Source organism: Halopiger aswanensis, assembly GCF_003610195.1.
Classification (GTDB): Archaea; Halobacteriota; Halobacteria; order Halobacteriales; family Natrialbaceae; genus Halopiger; species Halopiger aswanensis.
Map to the genome: position 1 here is coordinate 794,654 of NZ_RAPO01000003.1, position 18,142 is coordinate 812,795.

The 18,142-nt window shown below is 66.6% G+C and carries 17 protein-coding genes; 9 read left to right on the top strand and 8 right to left on the bottom strand.

All coding sequences use genetic code 11. The annotated features are described in order from the left end of the window. Positions 1-118: 118 nt before the first annotated feature. Positions 119-715, top strand: a complete 597-nt coding sequence (locus ATJ93_RS17845; protein WP_120245993.1) for a DJ-1/PfpI family protein — start codon at positions 119-121, stop codon at positions 713-715. A 143-nt stretch (positions 716-858) separates the two neighbouring features. Here ATJ93_RS17845 and ATJ93_RS17850 read toward each other — a convergent pair whose 3' ends face one another. Then, complete coding sequence (locus tag ATJ93_RS17850; protein ID WP_113275558.1) at positions 859-1,053, bottom strand: cold-shock protein; 195 nt, start codon at positions 1,051-1,053, stop codon at positions 859-861. A gap of 273 nt (positions 1,054-1,326) precedes the next feature. On the opposite strand from ATJ93_RS17850, the gene ATJ93_RS17855 reads away from it, so the two are divergent. Then, positions 1,327-2,034, top strand: a complete 708-nt coding sequence (locus tag ATJ93_RS17855; protein ID WP_120245994.1) for a class I SAM-dependent methyltransferase — start codon at positions 1,327-1,329, stop codon at positions 2,032-2,034. An 82-nt stretch (positions 2,035-2,116) separates the two neighbouring features. Then, entirely contained in the window at positions 2,117-2,767 is a 651-nt protein-coding gene (locus ATJ93_RS17860; protein ID WP_120246056.1) for an HAD family hydrolase, read from the top strand. A 55-nt stretch (positions 2,768-2,822) separates the two neighbouring features. Here the strand turns inward: ATJ93_RS17860 and ATJ93_RS17865 are convergent, their stop codons facing one another. The 4 genes from ATJ93_RS17865 to ATJ93_RS17880 all read right to left on the bottom strand — a co-directional run bounded on the left by ATJ93_RS17865 (position 2,823) and on the right by ATJ93_RS17880 (position 8,209). Next, the gene (locus tag ATJ93_RS17865; protein WP_120245995.1) at positions 2,823-5,177 is read right to left on the bottom strand and encodes a DEAD/DEAH box helicase; all 2,355 of its coding nucleotides are present in this window, start codon (positions 5,175-5,177) and stop codon (positions 2,823-2,825) included. A 108-nt stretch (positions 5,178-5,285) separates the two neighbouring features. Continuing rightward, complete coding sequence (locus ATJ93_RS17870) at positions 5,286-5,819, bottom strand: PH domain-containing protein (RefSeq protein ID WP_120245996.1); 534 nt, start codon at positions 5,817-5,819, stop codon at positions 5,286-5,288. Between the two features lie 146 nt (positions 5,820-5,965). Beyond that, on the bottom strand, positions 5,966-6,697 hold the full coding sequence (locus ATJ93_RS17875) for a class I SAM-dependent methyltransferase (RefSeq protein WP_245977648.1): 732 nt from the start codon (positions 6,695-6,697) through the stop codon (positions 5,966-5,968). Between the two features lie 111 nt (positions 6,698-6,808). Next, on the bottom strand, positions 6,809-8,209 hold the full coding sequence (locus ATJ93_RS17880; protein ID WP_120245998.1) for an MATE family efflux transporter: 1,401 nt from the start codon (positions 8,207-8,209) through the stop codon (positions 6,809-6,811). A gap of 112 nt (positions 8,210-8,321) precedes the next feature. On the opposite strand from ATJ93_RS17880, the gene lipA reads away from it, so the two are divergent. Then, positions 8,322-9,269, top strand: coding sequence for a lipoyl synthase (gene lipA / locus ATJ93_RS17885; protein ID WP_120245999.1), 948 nt, complete (start codon positions 8,322-8,324; stop codon positions 9,267-9,269). Between the two features lie 6 nt (positions 9,270-9,275). Here the strand turns inward: lipA and ATJ93_RS17890 are convergent, their stop codons facing one another. Further along, positions 9,276-9,551, bottom strand: a complete 276-nt coding sequence (locus ATJ93_RS17890; protein ID WP_170155602.1) for an SPFH domain-containing protein — start codon at positions 9,549-9,551, stop codon at positions 9,276-9,278. Positions 9,552-9,818: 267 nt separating this feature from the next. On the opposite strand from ATJ93_RS17890, the gene pdhA reads away from it, so the two are divergent. The 5 genes from pdhA (at position 9,819) to ATJ93_RS17915 (ending at position 16,510) form a co-directional block, all read left to right on the top strand. Then, positions 9,819-10,928, top strand: coding sequence for a pyruvate dehydrogenase (acetyl-transferring) E1 component subunit alpha (gene pdhA, locus ATJ93_RS17895; RefSeq protein WP_120246001.1), 1,110 nt, complete (start codon positions 9,819-9,821; stop codon positions 10,926-10,928). Positions 10,929-10,934: 6 nt separating this feature from the next. Beyond that, a complete protein-coding gene (locus ATJ93_RS17900; protein ID WP_120246002.1) occupies positions 10,935-11,957 on the top strand; it encodes an alpha-ketoacid dehydrogenase subunit beta in 1,023 nt (340 codons plus the stop codon). A gap of 1 nt (position 11,958) precedes the next feature. Next, the gene (locus ATJ93_RS17905) at positions 11,959-13,614 is read left to right on the top strand and encodes a dihydrolipoamide acetyltransferase family protein (protein WP_120246003.1); all 1,656 of its coding nucleotides are present in this window, start codon (positions 11,959-11,961) and stop codon (positions 13,612-13,614) included. A gap of 78 nt (positions 13,615-13,692) precedes the next feature. Next, positions 13,693-15,183 (top strand): dihydrolipoyl dehydrogenase, encoded by a 1,491-nt coding sequence (gene lpdA, locus ATJ93_RS17910; RefSeq protein ID WP_120246004.1) that lies wholly within the window; start codon positions 13,693-13,695, stop codon positions 15,181-15,183. 157 nt (positions 15,184-15,340) lie between these two features. Continuing rightward, positions 15,341-16,510 (top strand): multicopper oxidase domain-containing protein, encoded by a 1,170-nt coding sequence (locus ATJ93_RS17915; RefSeq protein ID WP_211334082.1) that lies wholly within the window; start codon positions 15,341-15,343, stop codon positions 16,508-16,510. A 134-nt stretch (positions 16,511-16,644) separates the two neighbouring features. Here the strand turns inward: ATJ93_RS17915 and ATJ93_RS17920 are convergent, their stop codons facing one another. After that, on the bottom strand, positions 16,645-16,935 hold the full coding sequence (locus tag ATJ93_RS17920; protein WP_120246005.1) for a DUF7521 family protein: 291 nt from the start codon (positions 16,933-16,935) through the stop codon (positions 16,645-16,647). After that, entirely contained in the window at positions 16,932-17,309 is a 378-nt protein-coding gene (locus ATJ93_RS17925) for a winged helix-turn-helix domain-containing protein (RefSeq protein ID WP_120246006.1), read from the bottom strand. Before ATJ93_RS17925 ends, ATJ93_RS17920 begins: the two co-directional genes overlap by 4 nt. Between the last annotated feature and the right edge of the window lie 833 nt (positions 17,310-18,142).

Here is an 18,142-nt window from a genome sequence, read left to right on the forward strand (position 1 = left end):
CGCAACTCCGTTCAAAATTCGGGCCGCTGTCGTGCGGTTTCGCTCTCTTACCGATCTCGCGACGCGTCGGCCTCTCCTGCAAGGAAACCGCTTTCCCGCCCGCGGTCGATCCGCCGATATGGTCGACACCACAGCCGAAATCGTGCTCTTCGACGGCTTCGACGAACTCGACGCGATCGGCCCCTACGAGGTCCTCGAGAACGCCGCCCACGCCGGCGCATCGCTGGACGTCCAACTGGTGACGCTCGAGGAGACCGATCTCGTCACGGCGAGTCACGACCTCCGAGTTGAACCGGACGGCACGCTGGGCGAACCGGATCTGCTGATCGTCCCCGGCGGCGGCTGGACGACGGCGAACGAGGGGGTCAGGGCGGCCGTCGAGGACGGCGTCCTGCCCGGCGCCGTCGACGACTGCTACACAGCGGGCGCGACCGTCGCCTCGGTCTGTACCGGCGCGATGATCTTAGCCGAGGCGGGGCTGCTGGAGGGCCGGCCCGCAACCACCCACCAGGACGCGGTCGCGGACCTCGAAGAATCGGCGGCGAACGTGGTCGACGAACGGGTCGTCGACGACGGCGACGTGCTGACCGCCGGCGGCGTCACGTCGGGGATCGATCTGGCGCTGTGGGTCGTCGAGCGGGAGTTCGGCGAGGAGATCGCCGCGGCCGTCGCTGAAGAAATGAACCACGAGCGCCGCGGGAGCGTCTTCGGCTAACTCGAGCGTCGCTACTCGGCGATTTCGTCAGCAACCGTCGCACCCCGCCGTCTCGATCTCGCTCGAGGTTGCAACTCTCCGGGTGTAGTCAATAGTAGAAACGAGTTACACGCTATCGTCTTCCGACGACGCCGTGAACCGTATTACGCGCGAACGACGTTCGTCGCGCGGGGGCCCTTGGGGGCCTGTTCGATATCGAATTCGATCTCGGTTCCTTCCGTCAGATCCTCGCCGCCAACGTCTTCCATGTGGAAGAATACGTCGTCGTCGGAGTCCTCAGTCGCGATGAAACCGTAGCCGCCTGTGTCGTTAAAGAAGTCGACCTTACCGTTTGCCATTGCGACTAAACGAAACCCCGTTACACGGTTAAGTGTTCCGCATTCGTTTTCTAAAATACTGCATCTGTATCCGAACGTATTCTATATCTTCATTCGGGTCGACGAATATCCATAAACCACCAGTTATTCCGGAGATAGCTTTCGATCCGTCGAAACGACCCCGTCCTTTCGCGGAACCACGAATTCTGCCGCCGATAGCCGATCGAACCACCGTTCGTTGCAGCCCGTCTCGGGCTGCAACGGAGCTTTACGTCTCCGCGCCGCCTGTTACGTATGGATTCTTCCGATGTTCGGCGGCAGTGGAAACACCGCGCCGGGGAGTTTTCGCCGGAGTACTACGCCTACTACGGCCCCGACGAGACGAGCGAGTGTATTCGCCGCCGGCTCGAGCGCCACCTCGACCGCGGGCAGGACGCGACCGTCCTCGAGCTCGGCTGCAGTTCGGGTCGCCACCTCTCTCACCTCCACGCCCACGGGTTCGAGACCCTCGCCGGCCTCGAGGTGAACGCGGACGCGTTCGACGTGATGGAAGACGCGTATCCCGACCTCGCCGCCGACGGAACGTTCTATCTGGACGCGATCGAGGACGCTGTGGCCGACTTCGAGGACGACCAGTTCGACGCGGTCTACTCCGTCGAGACGCTCCAGCATCTTCACCCGGACGCGACGTGGGTCTTCGACGAACTGTCGCGCATCACGGGAGAGTTACTCATTACGGCGGAGAACGAGGGTGATTCCGATTCCGGTCCCGATCCCAATCCCGATTCGGATTCGGACTCGGCGTCGGCGTCCGATTCCCGTCCGGACCGGTCTCCCGACCGTGCAGCGTCGAACGATCCTGACGTGAACTACGTCAACGACGAGTTCCCGCTTTACTACCGCGACTGGAACGCGATTTTCACCGACCGCGGCTTTACCGAGGTCGACGCGACGGAGGGCCGACGGGATACGATCCGGACGTTCCGGACGACCTCGAACTGATCGGCATCGCGTAATCGGCGCTAGGGGCCGTCGGCCAAACGGCTATATGGATCCGTCGGGTAGCCCGATCCACGACCGAGACATGCAGGCAGTGTTATTCGACATGGACGGCGTGCTCGTCAACAGCGAAGATTACTGGACCGAGTTCGAAGCCGACGATATCCTTCCCGCCGCCGTCCCCGACGCGGACGTCGACGTCGCCGAAGTGACCGGCATGAACTACCGCGAGACCTACGACTACCTCGAGGCCGAGTACGGAACCGCCATCTCCCGCGAGGCGTTCGAGGACCGCTTCGAGGAGACCGCCCGCGAGATCTACCGCGAACACGTCGAGGCCCTCGACGGCCTCCACGACCTCCTCGCCGAACTGGACGCACGCGGCGTCGAACGCGCGCTCGTCTCGTCCTCACCGCATGAGTGGATCAGCATCGTCCTCGAGCGGTTCGAGCTCGAGGGCTCGTTCGATCACGTCATCAGCGCCGAGGATATCGACGCGGCGGGGAAGCCGGAACCCGACGTCTTCGAGTACGCCGCGAGCGAGGTCGGCGCGCCCGCCGAGGAGTGTATCGTCGTCGAGGATTCCGAAAACGGCGTCGAGGCCGGCGCGCGCGCCGGCGCCGTCGTCGTCGCCTACCGGATCGACGCCCACGGCGATCTCGACCTCTCGCCGGCCGACGAGATCGTCGACTCGCCCGCCGAACTGCGGGAGACGGTGCTCGAGTTGACGGAATAAGGTCGTTCGGTACTCTTCTCTCGCGGTGTCGACTCGACTCCTATAGATAGCGGGCCTATTCGACGCGGACCGTCCGCGTCTCCTCGACCGGAAGCAGCGGCTCCTCGGGGAAGGCGACGCTGACAGTATACTCGAGTTCCTCCGTCTCCGCGCCGAAGACGCCGACGGGGACGGTGTCAACGTCGCGCAGGTAGGAGTTCGCGCTCGTCATCTCGCGGCCGTTGACGGTCACCCGGATACCGGCCCGCGCGGGTTCGCCGACGTTCCGAACGGTGACTTCGCAAACCTCGTTCTCGCCGGCGGCGATCGCGTCGGGGAAGTCGCCCCAGTCGATCTCGACCGAGGGCAGCGACTGGGCGCCCTCGTAGACGCGCTCGGCGACGCCCTCCGAGAGACCGGCGTCGATCAGACCGTCGATTCCGGCGTCGACGACGTCGCCCGGCGTCGACAGCCCCTCCTTCGCTAACTTGCTCGCGCGGCCGGGGCCGACGCCGTCGATGGCGGTCAGGCCCACGGCGTCCGCCGAGACGCCGTTCTCGATGCGGGCCTCGGCTTGCCGCGCGAGGTTGGCGGCGTGGGGACCGACGAACCGATCGAGGAAGGCGCCCAGCGCGGAGACGAGTCGCGTCGCGTTGCGCCGGATGACCCAGGCGTCGCTGGCCAGTTCCGCGGGCGTCGTGCCGCTGGCCGCGCTCCGGAGGATCGCCAGCACCTTCCGCTGGCCGGCCTCGAGGTCGCCGTACTCCTGGCCCACGAGCACCGCGTCGATCGCGTCGCGTTCGTCCTGGCGGGCCGAGACCGACTCGAACTCGCCGGCGGTCGCGACCGCCTCGAGGATGTCGTCGGTCTCGAGTTCCTTGCCGGCTTCGACCCGATCACAGAGGTCCGCGAACTTCGCGGCCGTCTCGAGGCGCAGGTAGTACTTGGACGCTAACACGCCCCGCGGCGTCGCCTCGATCGAGAGGTCCTCGCCGGTCTCGACGAAGCCCCGATCGACCAACTCTTCGAGGCAGTCCCGCACGCGCTCGCGGAGGTTCGGGAAGTCGTACGCCTCGGGTTTGGACTGGCCGCGCACGTAGTAGAAGGTCGTCTCGAGCCAGTCCATCACGTCGTCGAGATCGGTGATCGTCCCCATCGCGATCTCGGCGTTGAGGTGGGTCTCGAGGCTCTCGGCCAGCCGGGACTCGATCTCCTTGCCGTCGCGCAGCAGTCGGCGGTACTTGTCCGCGTCGGCGGTATCGCAGACGACCCAGCCGTAGCCGACGTCGTCGTACCCCGGCCGCCCCGCGCGCCCGAGCATCTGGAGCACGTCTAAGGGGCTCATGTCCACCTCGCCCTCGAGCGGGTCGTGGAGTTTCGTGTCGCGGATGACCACGCAGCGGGCGGGGAGGTTCACGCCCCAGGCCAGCGTCGACGTCGAAAAGAGGAGTTCGACGTGGCCCTCCTTGAACCACGCCTCGACGAGGTCCCGGTCGTTCTTCGAGAGCCCGGCGTGGTGGAAGGCCACGCCGTCGAGAACGGATTTCCGGAGTTTGTCGTTCTCGAGTTCCTTCGATTCGGTGTGGAAATCGTAGTCGCCGCGAGCGCCGATCGGAACGTCGCGCTCGGCGATCTCGTCGCGGGCCTTCTCGGCCGCGCGGACGGTGTCCTGCCTCGAGGAGACGAACACGAGCGCCTGGCCGTCCTCGCGGAGGTGCGGTTCCGCCAGATCGAGCGCGCGATAGAGTCGGCGGTACTTGTCCGCGAAGGAGTTCTCGCCGTGCGTGTAGGTCTTGACGCCCGCGTTGAGGTCGACGGGGCGGTACTCCTCGCCGAACTCGAACGTGGTTTCGTCGGGGGCGTCGAGCCACGCCGCCACGTCGTCCACGTTGGGCATCGTCGCCGACAGCGCGACGACGCGAGGGTCACAGAGGCGGCGCAGGCGGGAGATCGTGACCTCGAGCACCGAGCCGCGCCGGTCGGCGTCGAGCAGGTGCACCTCGTCGATGACGCAGACGTCGACGTCGGTGACGAAGTCGTAGCGCCGGGAGTCGTGTTTGCGGGTCGCCGAGTCGAGTTTCTCGGGGGTCATCACGAGGATGTCCGCGCGGCGCGCGCGGCGCGGATTCAGGTCCCGTTCCCCCGTGACGACGTACACCGAGTAGTCGAGATTTTCGAAGCGGTCCCAGTCGTCCTCCTTCTCGTTGGTCAGGGCCCGCAGCGGCGCGATAAAGAGCGCGGTGCCGCCGTCGGCCAGGGCCTTACAGATCGCCAGCTCCGCGAGGGCGGTCTTGCCCGACGCCGTCGGCGCGCTCGCGACCACGTTTTCGTCGCTTTCCAGCAGTGCGGGCAGCGCCTCGCGTTGCATCCGGTTGAACTCCTCGAAGGCAAAAGCGTCGGCGAATTCGGGGAGAACCTCGGCGACCTCCATCACACGGATACGGGGAGCGTCGGGTCAAAGGCGTTTCCTTCCCGGCCGCTCGCGACCGGGGGCCGGTCGGGCGGCGAGTTGAACCCGACCGTCGGGACGCCAGCCGGCTCAGGTCGGCTGCCGTCGCTGCGTTCGCTTCGTCTCGACCAGTTCCCCGAGTTGGTCGTTGAGAGCGCCGTTGGCCCGCTCGGGGCGGGGCGTGCGCTCGAAGGTGAGTTCGGGGTCGCCCGAGCCCGCGGTGTAGATCGTCAGGTCGCCGTACCCCAGCAGCCGCCCGAGCATGTCCTGCTCGAGGGTCGTGTTCTGGATGCGGTCGATCCGAAACTGAGTGACGTCTCGCGAGACGATGCCGCGTTTCTTGTACAGTTCCTCGGAGGTGATCACGTAGCGGGTGTTCGTCCAGACGGCGTAGCGGACGAGCGCGACGCCGGCACCGCCGAGGCCGAGGAGGGCGCCGAGCAGCGCGGTGAGCCCCGCGCCGTCGGTGCTTGTAAGGTCCATAATGATGAGCGCCGTGCCGACGACGGCGACCAGGACGGCGATCGGCACTCCGGCACCCATCGTGATCGGGTGGGGACGACTCTCCCAGACGACGGCTTCGTCGGCCGTGAGATGGAGCCAGTCGGGCGTCGAGCGGGCCATCGGTTTGGCCGTCGTATTCCGCTCGTCACCGTAAAGCTATCGCGGTAGGGAACCCCTTCTGGCCCGCACCCAGCAGTGAGACCCAGGTCGCAGTCGAGCAGTGCTCGAGGTGGATTCGAGAACGCAGTCCGAACCGAACAGCGGTCTCACTCGGGAACCGTTCCGGCGAGAACGTAGTACTCGTGGCGGGGCTCCCGTCCCCACAGCACCGGATCCGACAGCGGCTCGTGCTCGAGATCCCGGTAGCCCGCCCGCTCGAGTTCCCCGCGGAGCTCGTCGACCGGCCGACCGTCGTACAGCGGCAGGTCCCCGTGGACGGCTTCGTACTCGTCCCACGGCTCGTCGTGGTCCCAGTACCCCTCGAGCAACGCGACGCGGCCGCCGGGCTCGAGGACGCGTCGCCACTCGGCCAGCGCCGCCTCGGGGTTCGGGAGCGTCCAGACGAGGTGGCGAGCCGTGACCAACTCGAACGCGTCGTCGGGCAGCGGGAGCGTCTCCGCGTCCCCGCGGCAGAACGCGATCGAGCGGTCGGCCGCGCTGGCTTTCGCCCGGGCGCGCTCGAGCATTTCGGGGGCGAAGTCGACGCCCGTGACGTCGTGGCCCAGTTCCGAAAGCAGCAGCGAGATGACGCCGGTGCCACAGCCGACGTCGAGGACGCGGGCGCGACGGTCCCGCGGGTCGCCAGCGGCGTCACTGCCGGCGCCGGTCCACTCCCGGAGCACCGACAGCCACCGTTCGCGCTGCTCGGCGTCGTGGATGCCGTGGTGGCTCGCGTCGTCGAACGTCGCCGCGCGCCCGTTCCAGTGGCGTCGAACGAGGTCCTTCACGTCGGTGTCGCTGCTCCCGCCGCGGTCGTCGGTTCGATTCGAATTCGTCACGCGTTGGCCTCCTGTTGGTCCGAGTCGCCCGAGCGGCCCGTCCCGGCTCGAGCGCCGGTCTCGGTCCCGACATCGCGTGCGGCTGCCATCCGACATCGCGTGCGGCTGCCATTACTGTACCGCCCCCGCAGACGCGGCGTCCGCGGCGCGGGCGTTCATCCCGCCCGAGGTCTCGTACCAGTAGTACCAGCCGAGCCCGATCGCCGCTGCGATGTTCGACAGGGTAACGGCCCAGAAGACGCCCGTCACGTCCGTTCCGAGGACGAGTGCGGCCGCAGCGGCGATCGGCAGTCGGACGAGCCAGTACTGCACCAGCGTCGCGACGAGGCTGGTTCGCGTCCGGCGAGCCCCGTTGAAACCGGCCTGCAGCAGGTAGGTCGCGCCGATCGCCCAGTAACCGTACGCGAGAATCTGCAGGTACTCGGTGGCAACCGCGAGTTCGGCGGCGGTCGCGTCGGGGACGAAAAGCACCGCGAGCGGTTCGGGAACCAGCCACTGGAGCGCGCCGACGAGACAGAGCCCGCCGCTCGCGATGGCGACCCCGATCCAGGTCGTCCGGCGCGCCCGCTCGGGCAACGCCGCGCCGAGGCTCTGGCCGATCATGCTCTGTGCGGCCTGCTGGAGCCCCATCGCCGGCACGAAGGCGATGGTCGAGACGCGCGCGCCGATCGTAAACGCGGCCAGTCCCACGGCGTCGCCGACGAGCACGACGAGCCAGATCATCCCGACGCGCGCGGACTGACTCGAGACGTGTTGCCCGCCGTTCGGCCAGCCGATGTCGATAATCTCCCGCCAGTCGGCGCCCTCGAGCGTCCGGGCGTCCCGCGAGAGAACGAACTCGCCGCGACCGCGAAGCGCCATCGCGAGCCCGACGACGAGTCCGCAGCCGTAGCCGATCCCCGTCGCCGCCGCGGCGCCGGCGACGCCGAGCTCGGGGGCGAGCCACCAACCGAATATCAGGAACGGGTCGACGACGACGTTGACCGCGACGGCGACGGCGTTGATGTACAGCGCCGCACGCGTATCGCCCCAGCCGATAAAGCCCGCCTCGAGGGCCTCGCTCGCGGCGGCGACGGCGAAGACGAGCCCGTAGACCGCGAGGTAGGCGGCGGCGTACTCGGTGACGACCGCGCCCGCGCCGAAGAGCGCGACGACGTCGCGCGCGACGGCCCACGTCGCGAGGCCGGTCCCTGCGCCGACGACGAGACCGAGGACGGTACCGTTGAACGCGGCCCGGCGCCCGGCAGCGAGTTCGTCGGCGCCTACGCGCTGGGAGACCAGCACCTGCGTCCCGACGCCGACGCCGATCGCGACGGCCGCGAGCAGGCCGGTCAGCGGAAAGTTGATTCCGACCGCGGCGACCGCCTCGAGGCTGTGGCGCCCGAGCCAGAGCGTATCGATCACCTGCTGGAGCACCTGCACGAGATTCTGGACGAGAAGCGGCAGCGCTAACAGCGCGAGCGTCCGCGGAATCGGCCCGTTCGTGATCTCATCGCGCTCGAGCGCCAACATCTACCCCCATTGGTGATTAGTAATAAAAATAAATGTTTTCCCCAACTCAATCCTCGCCGGGAGGGGTGGTCCACCAGAATGACTTTTCCCTCCCGGCGCCGTCCCTGTACGCATGAGCAGCGCTCGAAAGCCCGACTGGTTGAAGATGCGGCCGCCGTCGGGCCGGGAGTTTACCGACATCCGGGAGACGCTGCGCGACCGAAACCTCCACACCGTCTGCGAGGAGGCGAACTGTCCCAACCTCGGCGAGTGCTGGTCGGGCGGTGCAGGAACGGGCGACGGCGAGGGCGGCACCGCGACGTTCATGCTGATGGGCGATCGCTGCTCTCGAGCCTGCAACTTCTGCGACGTCGAGACCGGCGGGATGGAGCCGCTCGATCCCGACGAACCCGAAAACGTCGCCGAGGCGGTCGCCGAAATCGGACTGGATTACGTCGTGCTCACCTCCGTCGACCGGGACGACCTGCCGGATCAGGGCGCGGGCCACTTCGCCGAGACGATCCGCGAGATCAAGGCCCGCCATCCCGGCATCCTCGTCGAAGTCCTCATCCCCGACTTTCAGGGCGAACAGCGGCTCGTCCGAAAGATCATCGACGCCGAGCCGGACGTCATCGCGCACAACGTCGAGACCGTCGAGCGCCTGCAGTACCCCGTTCGCGATCGCCGGGCCGGCTACGAACAGTCGCTGTCGGTGCTCGAGCAAGTCGATCGCGAATCCGACATCTACACGAAGACGTCGATCATGCTCGGCCACGGCGAGTACGACCACGAGGTCTACCGGACGCTCGCGGACTGCCGGGAACGGGGCGTCGATATCGTCACGCTCGGGCAGTACCTCCGGCCCTCGCGGAACCACCTCGAGGTGAAACGCTACGACCATCCGGACAAGTACGAGACCTGGCGCCGCGTCGCCGAGGAGGAACTGGGCTTCCTCTACTGTGCCAGCGGCCCGATGGTCCGCTCGTCCTACAAGGCAGGTGAGCTATTCGTCGACGCCGTTCTCCGCGAGGGCAAGAGCGTCGAAGACGCTCGCGAAGCAGCGCGACCGACGCAGGACTGAACGGTCTCACCGCTCGGTCGCCGCTTGAACGGCTGATTCGAACTCGGCGGGAACGGCGATTCGGTCGTCGTCCGTGTCGATCGTCATCGTCTGCGGGTCGATCGGGTACGTCTTCGAGACGAACGGCGGGACGAAACTGAGCCCCGGCTCGAGGACGGCTTCCATCTCGCCGAACACGAGGAGCGCTTTCAGTTCGCCTTCCTCGACCGTTTGCAGGCCGTCGTACACCGCTCCCGCGATCGTCAGAAGGAGCACACCGCTGATGGCGAGTATCGCTACCATGTTTTCCGCATGAAACAATCGGATTATAAACGTACTGGCGGCCTTCGCACTGACTCTCGCAGTGACGAGTACGACACAGCCGATAGCGACGTCGCGATCGGTGCCCGGACGAGAGTGTTGGTTTTTGACCATTGACGGGCGGATGTTGACGAATATGCTCGGTATGCGACGACGGACTGGCAAGAATCTCACCGAAAGTAAGCTATTTTGGGAAACTCCTTTATCCCGAGCGATAGTTCGTTACGGTATGCACAGGTGGGTTCACCCGTGAGTACGATCCAACGCGACGCCCGCGATCGAGTACAGGTACTCGACGAGGACGGGCGGGTCCGCGAGGGTGCTGAAGTCCCCGAGCTCGCCGACGACGAACTCCTCGAGATGTACGAGCAGATGCGGCTGGCTCGTCACTTCGACGAGCGGGCGGTGAGCCTGCAGCGACAGGGACGGATGGGCACCTATCCTCCGCTGTCGGGACAGGAAGCCGCACAGGTTGGCAGCGCCCACGCCTTAGACGAGGACGACTGGGTCTTCCCCAGCTACCGGGAGCACGCCGTCGGCCTCGTTCGGGGCCTCTCGCTCGAGCGGACCCTCCTCTACTGGATGGGCCACGAGCAGGGCAACTACGTTCCGGAGGACGTCAACATGTTCTCGGTCGCCGTGCCGATCGCGACCCAGATTCCTCACGCGACCGGCGCCGCGTGGGCCTCGAAGCTCAAGGACGAGGAGAAGACGTTCATCTGTTACTTCGGCGACGGCGCGACCTCCGAGGGCGACTTCCACGAGGGACTGAACTTCGCCGGCGTCTTCGACACGCCGAACGTCTTCTTCTGTAACAACAACCAGTGGGCGATCTCGGTGCCGCGGGAGCGCCAGACCGCAAGCGCTACCTTAGCGCAGAAGGCGACGGCCTACGGCTTCGAGGGGGTGCAGGTCGACGGCATGGACCCGCTCGCGGTCTACAAGGTCACTCGCGACGCCGTCGAGAAGACGAAGGATCCCGACGAGGACGAACTGCGACCGACGCTCATCGAGGCCGTCCAGTACCGGTTCGGCGCCCACACCACCGCCGACGACCCCTCGGTCTACCGCGAGGACGACGAAGTCGAGCGCTGGAAGCGAAAGGATCCGATCCCGCGCCTCGAGACGTTCCTCCGGAATAACGGACTGCTCGACGACGAACGCGTCGACGCGATCGACGAGCGGATCCGCGAGGAGGTGGCCGACGCCATCGAGGGCGCGGAGTCGGTCGAGCGACCGGAGCCGGAGGAGATCTTCGCGCACGTCTACGAGGGGATGCCCAAGCGGCTGCAGCGGCAACTCGAGTACTTCGAATCGATCCGCGACCGACACGGCGACGACGCGCTGCTGGAGGGCTAACGTACTATGGCGACACAACCGGAATCAGACGCGGACGTACAGGCGACCGGCGAATCGGAAAACCTCACCCTGGTACAGGCGGTTCGGGACGGCCTCTACACTGAAATGGCCCGCGACGAGGACGTCGTCGTCATGGGCGAGGACGTCGGGAAGAACGGCGGCGTCTTCCGCGCGACGGAGGGGCTGTACGACGAGTTCGGCGAGAACCGGGTTATCGACACGCCGCTCGCGGAGTCGGGGATCATCGGTACCGCGATCGGCATGGCCACCTACGGGATGCGGCCGGTCCCCGAAATCCAGTTCATGGGCTTTATCTATCCGGGATTCGACCAGATCGTCTCCCACGCCGCGCGCCTGCGGACGCGCTCACGCGGGCGATACACGTGTCCGATGGTGGTCCGTGCCCCCTACGGCGGCGGTATCCGCGCGCCCGAACACCACTCCGAGTCGACCGAGGCGATGTTCGTCCACCAGCCCGGTCTGAAGGTCGCGATTCCCTCGACGCCCGCCGACGCGAAGGGGCTGCTGACGAGCGCGATCCGCTCGCCCGACCCGGTGATCTTCCTCGAGCCGAAGCTCATCTACCGGGCGTTCCGCGAAGAAGTCCCCACGGAGTCCTACGAGGTCCCCCTCGGCGAGGCGGCCGTCCGCCGCGAGGGGTCGGACATATCCGTCTACACGTGGGGCGCGATGACCAGGCCGACGCTCGAGGCCGCCGAGAACCTCGCGGACGAGATCGACGTCGAAGTGGTCGACCTGCGGACCCTCTCGCCGCTGGACGAGGCGACCATCGTCGAGTCCTTCGAGAAGACCGGCCGCGCCGCGGTCGTCCACGAGGCGCCCAAGACGGGCGGGCTGGGCGCGGAACTCGTCGCCACCCTGCAGGAGGAAGCACTACTGTATCAGGAAGCGCCGGTGGAACGTATCACGGGCTTCGATACCCCGTTCCCGCTGTACGCCCTCGAGGACTACTACCTCCCGGAGGCGGCACGCATCGAGGACGGGATTCGGAACGCGGTGGAGTTCTAACATGGTACGCGAATTCCAACTTCCGGACGTCGGCGAAGGAGTCGCGGAGGGCGAACTGGTCTCGTGGTTAGTCGAGGAAGGCGACGAGGTCAGCGAGGATCAGCCAGTTGCCGAAGTCGAGACGGACAAGGCGCTCGTCGAGGTTCCTGCGCCGGTCAACGGGACAGTCCGTGAGCTACACGTCGAGGCGGGCGAGGTCGTCGACGTCGGAACGGTGATCATCTCGTTCGACGTCGAGGGCGAAGTAGGCGAAGCAGCGGAGACCGAACCTGAGGCCGAACCCGCGGAATCCGAGACGGCCGACGGTGCCGACACGACCGCATCCGGTGAAGCCGGCAGCCCCGGGGCTGAGCCCGCCGATATCGACGAGGCCGAGACGCCGGCCACGCCCGAGGACCGCATCTTCGCGCCGCCGCGAGTCCGCCGGCTGGCCCGGGAGGAGGGCATCGACCTCGCGCGACTCGAGGGGTCCGGCCCCGGCGGTCGGATCACGACGGCCGACGTAGAGGCTGCCGTTCGCGGCGGGTCGCTCGAGGGCGCTGCCCAGGTCGAGTCGACGGAGGGAACGGCCGAAGCGGAGACGGACGATTCGACGAGTGCGACCGACGGTACCGCAACCGCAAGCGAATCCGTCGCGGCGGCTGCCGAAACGGAGACGCCCTCGAGTGCATCGACTCCCGAGACGCCGTCGACGGTCGAGTCGGCCGACCGCGACCGCACGCTCGCGGCGCCCGCAACCCGCCGGATCGCCCAGGAGGCGGGCGTCGACATCGACGCCGTCCCCGCGGTCGAGCAGCGGGACGGCGAGGCGTTCGTCACGCCAGAGGCCGTCCGGGAGTACGCCGAGGCACAGCAGCGAGCGCAGGAAGCAGCGGATCGCGAGGCGCTCGAGGCCGGTGGGACCGGCGAAACTGGCGGGACGAAAGGCACCCAGTTCGCCGAGGGCGAGCGCGAGCGCCGCGAGCCGTTCCGCGGCGTCCGCAAGCGCATCGCCGAGGCGATGGTCGAGTCGAAGTACAGCGCGCCCCACGTCACCCACCACGACGAGGTCGACGTGACGGAACTCGTCGAGGCCCGCGAGGAACTCAAGCCCCGCGCCGAGGAGCGGGGCATCCGGCTGACCTACATGCCGTTCATCATGAAGGCGGTCGTCGCGGCCCTGCAGGAGTACCCCGAGATGAACGCGGTCATCGACGAGGAGAACGACGAGATCGTCTACCGCGACTACTACAACATCGGCGTCGCGACGGCGACCGACGTCGGATTGATGGTTCCCGTCCTCGAGGACGCCGACGAGAAGGGCCTCTTACAGCTGTCCTCGGAGATGAACGAACTCGTGCAGAAGGCCCGCGAGCGGTCGATTAGCCCCGGCGAACTGCGGGGCTCGACGTTTACGATCACCAACGTCGGCGCGATCGGCGGCGAGTACGCCACGCCGATCATCAACTACCCCGAGGCGGGGATCCTCGCGATCGGCGAGATCAAGCGTCGACCTCGCGTCGTCGAGCAGAATGGCGAGGAGTCGATCGAACCGCGATCCGTGCTGACGCTGTCGCTGTCGTTCGACCACCGGCTGATCGACGGCGCGATCGCCGCTCGGTTTACGAACACCGTCATGGAGTACCTCGAGAATCCCCAGCTACTATTGCTCGAGTAAGCCTACGAGAGGATATATCATGGAACCAGTCACCGCTACCACCGAACCCACACTCGAACCGCACGGAGGACCGCACTGATGGTCGTCGGAGACGTCACCACCGGCACGGACGTCCTGGTTATCGGCGCCGGCCCTGCGGGCTACGTCGCCGCGATCCGCGCCGGCCAGCTCGATCTGGACGTCACCCTCGTCGAGAAGGACGCCTACGGGGGGACCTGCCTGAACTACGGTTGTATCCCCTCGAAGGCGCTGATCACCGCGACCGACATCGCCCACGAGGCCCGCCACGCCGAGGAGATGGGCATCCACGCCGACCCCGCGATCGACCTCGCGGGCATGGTCGGCTGGAAGGACGACGTCGTCGACCAACTCACCGGCGGCGTCGAGAAACTCTGTAAGGCAAACGGCGTCAACCTGCTCGAGGGCACCGCTACCTTCGTCGACGAGACCACCGTCCGCGTCTCCCACAGCGGCGAGGGCCAGGGCTCGGAGACCCTCGAGTTCGAACACGCCATCGTCGCGACCGGCTCGCGGCCGATCGAGATTCCGAACTTCGAGTACGGCGACGAGCCCGTCCTGAACTCGAGGCAGGCCCTCGCGCTCGAGTCGGTTCCCGACTCGATGGTCGTCGTTGGCGCCGGCTACATCGGGATGGAACTGGCCAGCGTCTTCGCCAAGCTGGGGACCGACGTGACGGTGATCGAGATGCTCGACTCGATCCTCCCCGGCTACGACGACGACCTCAAGCGCCCCGTCAAACAGCGGGCCGAGGAGCTGGGTATCGAGTTCGAGTTCGGCTACACGGCCTCGGAGTGGCACGAGCGAGCCGACGGCGACGGGATTCGGGTCGTCGCCGAGCCGGCGGATCGGGCCGCCGCCGACGGCGGCGCTGCAGCCGGTGAGACGGACGCAGACACGGACGCCGAAGCCGAACCCCTCGAGCTCGACGCCGAGAAGGTGCTCGTCGCGGTCGGACGAGAACCCGTTTCCGATACGCTCGCCCTCGCCGAGGCGGGCGTCGAGACCGACGACCGCGGCTTCATCGACACCGACTCGCAGGCCCGAACGAACGTCGACCACATCTTCGCCGTCGGCGACGTCGCCGGCGAGCCGATGCTCGCCCACAAGGGCAGCGCGGAGGGACAGGTCGCCGCCGCGGTCATCGCCGGCGAACCCGCGGCGATCGACCACCAGGCGATGCCAGCCGTCGTCTTCACCGATCCCGAAATCGCGACCGTCGGTATGACCGAATCCGATGCAGCGGAAGCCGGGTTCGACCCCGTTACCGGCGTGTTCCCCTTCCGCGCCAGCGGTCGCGCGCTGACGACCGGCGAGAGCGACGGCTTCGTCAAGATCGTCGCCGAATCCGACGAGGGCTATCTGCTCGGCGCGTCCGTCGTCGGCCCGGAAGCGTCCGAACTCATCGGCGAACTCGGGCTCGCAGTCGAACTCGGCGCGACGCTCGAGGACGTCGCCTCGACGGTCCACGCCCATCCGACCCTCTCCGAGTCGGTGATGGAAGCCGCGGAGAACGCGCTCGGTCGCGCGATTCACACGCTCAATCGCTGATCGGCCCCCACCGATTCGCCGTCCATACGTCTGCCTCTCCGGTCTCACCCGGTTTCGAATTCTCGCCCACGACGCTCGCACGGGTGCTCGAGTTCCCACCCCCTGAGAAATAGGGTACTACCCCTTCAGTAGGCGGTTCTTCTCGTTGAGTGTGACAATGACGTCTAACACCTCCTCTTCCGGGATGCGACGCCGAACCGTCCTCTCGATCGCGGGTGCGGGCGCCCTCGGCTCGCTCGCGGGCTGTCTCTCTACCCTCTCGAGCGGCGACGCTGCCGGTAGTGACGGACCGGAATCCGACAGCACCGACGACGGTTCCGACGAGGACGCGCCGCTGACCGACTACGAGTACACCGCACCGCCACAGATCGTCGACCTCGCTGAACAGAACCACCAGTCGACGCTCCGGACCGTCCCCGCGCGCCACCAGCTCGTCACCGACGAGGCAAAGGGCGGGCCCGTGGAACTCCCCGAGGTCTGGGCCTGGCAGGCCGACGACCTCGAGCCGAGCGTCCCCGGTCCGATCTACCGTATGCAGGAGGGGGAAACGTTCGAACTCACCTTCGAGAACTCTGAGCACGACCGCCCGCACACCGTCCACGTCCACGCGGTCGGCAAGTCGTGGAGCGACGACGGCGCCCCGATCTCGACCCGGACCGACGTCCAGCCCGGGGAGAGCCACACCTACGAACTCGAGGGCGACGTTCCCGGGACGCACTTCTATCACTGCCACGTCCAGACCCACAACCACCTGGACATGGGGATGTACGGCATCCTCCGGGTCGACCCTGCGGGCTACACCCCGCCAGATCAGGAGTACTTCCTGACGCTCCGGGAGTGGGACAGCCGCCTCCACGAACGAGAAGCCGGCGGCGACGGCGACTACAACGCCGGCGACCGCTCTCCGAACCGCTACACCGTCAACGGCCGGAGCGCCCCCACGACATTCAATCCCGAACTCGGCTCGCCGCTCGTGGTCGGCGCCGGCGACACCGTGCGGGTCCACGTCGTCAACGCGGGCTACGAACAGCACGCGTTCCACACCCACGGCCACCGCTTCACCGTCGTCGAGAAGGACGGCAGTCCGATTCCCGAGGCCGCTCGGTACCAGGAGGACGTCGTCGGCATCGCCCCGGCTGAACGGGTCACTCTCGAGTTCGAAGCCGACTCCGAACCGGGAATCTACCCCGTCCACTGCCACAAGGTCGACCACGTCACCACCGACGGCGCCTACCCCGGCGGCATGGCGACCGCCATCGTCTACGAGGACGCCATGGACACCGACGAGTTCGCCGCGGTCATGGACGACGCCGGCTACGACGGGTAACTGCATCCCGTCGTTCCGTTCAGTCTTTTACTCCCCGTTGGTACTCGGCGCTTCGAACGCGTCCGGCCCGGCGCTGTTCGCGGTGAATCGTGATTTCACTGCGGTATCCGAAATACGGCTCGAGAAGACGACCGCTACTGGACGTACAACGAGTACGCGATCACGAGAAAGCCCGCGAGCACGAGCAGACTCTCGAGGAGCACTCCCATCGCCAATTCGACGTTGAGGAGCAGGTCGAACATCCCCGCGAGGACGAACCCGAGCGTCACAAGCCCGAATCCGACCGCAAGGTACCCGAGCGCCCGCTGTCTCGTCCGCCGATACGCCTTGAACGCGAAATACGTAATGATTCCCCCGACGACGAGTATGATCGTCTTGACGACCGCCAGGGCGACTGCGATTTCGACCGTTGATTCTCCCATCATGTTTCCTTTCGCACCTCCGACCACAACTCGGCGAGCCGTTCGTCCGCCGTCCGCGCCGGCCGATCGATCTGGACCGTGAGCCGCCGCTCCTCGTCCAGCGAGAGCGTGATCTCCTCGAACGCGATCGAGTACTTACTCGCGTGGTGACCATCACGCCTGATTTCGGTCGATTCCTCGAGCAGCGTCGATTCGGTCAGCAACTCGAGTTTCCGATACAGCGTCGATTGCGGGATCTCGCATCGGTTCGTCAACTCCGACGCCGTCATCGGCTCCTCGAGATTTCGGATGATTTCTCGACAGTCGGGATCGTCAAGCGCAGCGCAGATCTCCTCCGCCGACGGCGTCGACTCCGAGGCGATCGGGTCCCGGACCATTCGTACGACCGTTACGACGCACGTGGTTTATTCGCATCGATGCGCATCGGCGCTCCGGGCCGATAGCGCTCCGATTTCCGAACGTGTTCGTTCCCCGGTCGCCACTGCGCTTCCCACACGCCGTCGGTAACGACTTCCGGACCTCCGGGACTAAACTCCCCTACCAGCACCAAACCGAACTTTCTTGCGCGTACGCGCTCGAGTGGGACCCACGCGGGTATCATCCGGTCCGACCGCGTCTGCGAGGACGGGATGACTGGCCGGCCTCCGCCCGCGTGATATTCCTGCGCCACTACGACAGTCTGCGACCGTCGGCAGCTCCTCGAGTCCGGTGTTTATTAGTGTAGGCTCAGTGACTGGCTGGTGGAAAACCGTGGCATGGTAGCGGGTTCCGAGACGGTTCTGGTTCGACGGCCTTATGTATCAACCCGGTCTTCGGTACTAATGCGAACGACGTGGCGCACGCCGCCGCGTCCCCTCCGGCCGACACCCGGCACGGAGGCAGGAATCTCATCCGTCGCCCTTATACGCTTTCGGGCAATCACAAACGGTCGCACAATCCCACGCCGGCTGCGATTTCCGGCGTGGCTGCGATCCGTTGCCCTTAAGTGTATCCGGGGACTCGGATGGATTGCAAAGAAACAGTGATCGACGACCCGTTCAACTCGAGTCGTCATCTCGGACGATTCGCGATCCGCGGTCCGAAGGGGTTAAGTACCCTCCGCGGATTACGAATACGTCCGAAGGAGATGAGGATTCCACCCCTGCGGTCTTCCGTACAGATGGGATCTGATGTGAGCCTTGGTAGTTCGGTGACGCCCGACCGGTCCACG

Bases quoted from the DNA above. Each gene is read 5' to 3' on its own strand.
- ATJ93_RS17850 (WP_113275558.1), bottom strand. From the start codon at position 1,053: ATGGCAAACGGTAAGGTCGACTTCTTTAACGACACAGGCGGCTACGGT.
- ATJ93_RS17925 (WP_120246006.1), bottom strand. From the start codon at position 17,309: ATGGTCCGGGACCCGATCGCCTCGGAGTCGACGCCGTCGGCGGAGGAG.
- lipA (WP_120245999.1), top strand. From the start codon at position 8,322: ATGAGCAGCGCTCGAAAGCCCGACTGGTTGAAGATGCGGCCGCCGTCG.
- ATJ93_RS17920 (WP_120246005.1), bottom strand. From the start codon at position 16,935: ATGATGGGAGAATCAACGGTCGAAATCGCAGTCGCCCTGGCGGTCGTC.
- ATJ93_RS17870 (WP_120245996.1), bottom strand. From the start codon at position 5,819: ATGGCCCGCTCGACGCCCGACTGGCTCCATCTCACGGCCGACGAAGCC.
- ATJ93_RS17905 (WP_120246003.1), top strand. From the start codon at position 11,959: ATGGTACGCGAATTCCAACTTCCGGACGTCGGCGAAGGAGTCGCGGAG.
- ATJ93_RS17915 (WP_211334082.1), top strand. From the start codon at position 15,341: ATGACGTCTAACACCTCCTCTTCCGGGATGCGACGCCGAACCGTCCTC.
- ATJ93_RS17865 (WP_120245995.1), bottom strand. From the start codon at position 5,177: ATGGAGGTCGCCGAGGTTCTCCCCGAATTCGCCGACGCTTTTGCCTTC.
- ATJ93_RS17855 (WP_120245994.1), top strand. From the start codon at position 1,327: ATGGATTCTTCCGATGTTCGGCGGCAGTGGAAACACCGCGCCGGGGAG.
- ATJ93_RS17860 (WP_120246056.1), top strand. From the start codon at position 2,117: ATGCAGGCAGTGTTATTCGACATGGACGGCGTGCTCGTCAACAGCGAA.
- ATJ93_RS17900 (WP_120246002.1), top strand. From the start codon at position 10,935: ATGGCGACACAACCGGAATCAGACGCGGACGTACAGGCGACCGGCGAA.
- lpdA (WP_120246004.1), top strand. From the start codon at position 13,693: ATGGTCGTCGGAGACGTCACCACCGGCACGGACGTCCTGGTTATCGGC.
- ATJ93_RS17890 (WP_170155602.1), bottom strand. From the start codon at position 9,551: ATGGTAGCGATACTCGCCATCAGCGGTGTGCTCCTTCTGACGATCGCG.
- ATJ93_RS17845 (WP_120245993.1), top strand. From the start codon at position 119: ATGGTCGACACCACAGCCGAAATCGTGCTCTTCGACGGCTTCGACGAA.
- ATJ93_RS17880 (WP_120245998.1), bottom strand. From the start codon at position 8,209: ATGTTGGCGCTCGAGCGCGATGAGATCACGAACGGGCCGATTCCGCGG.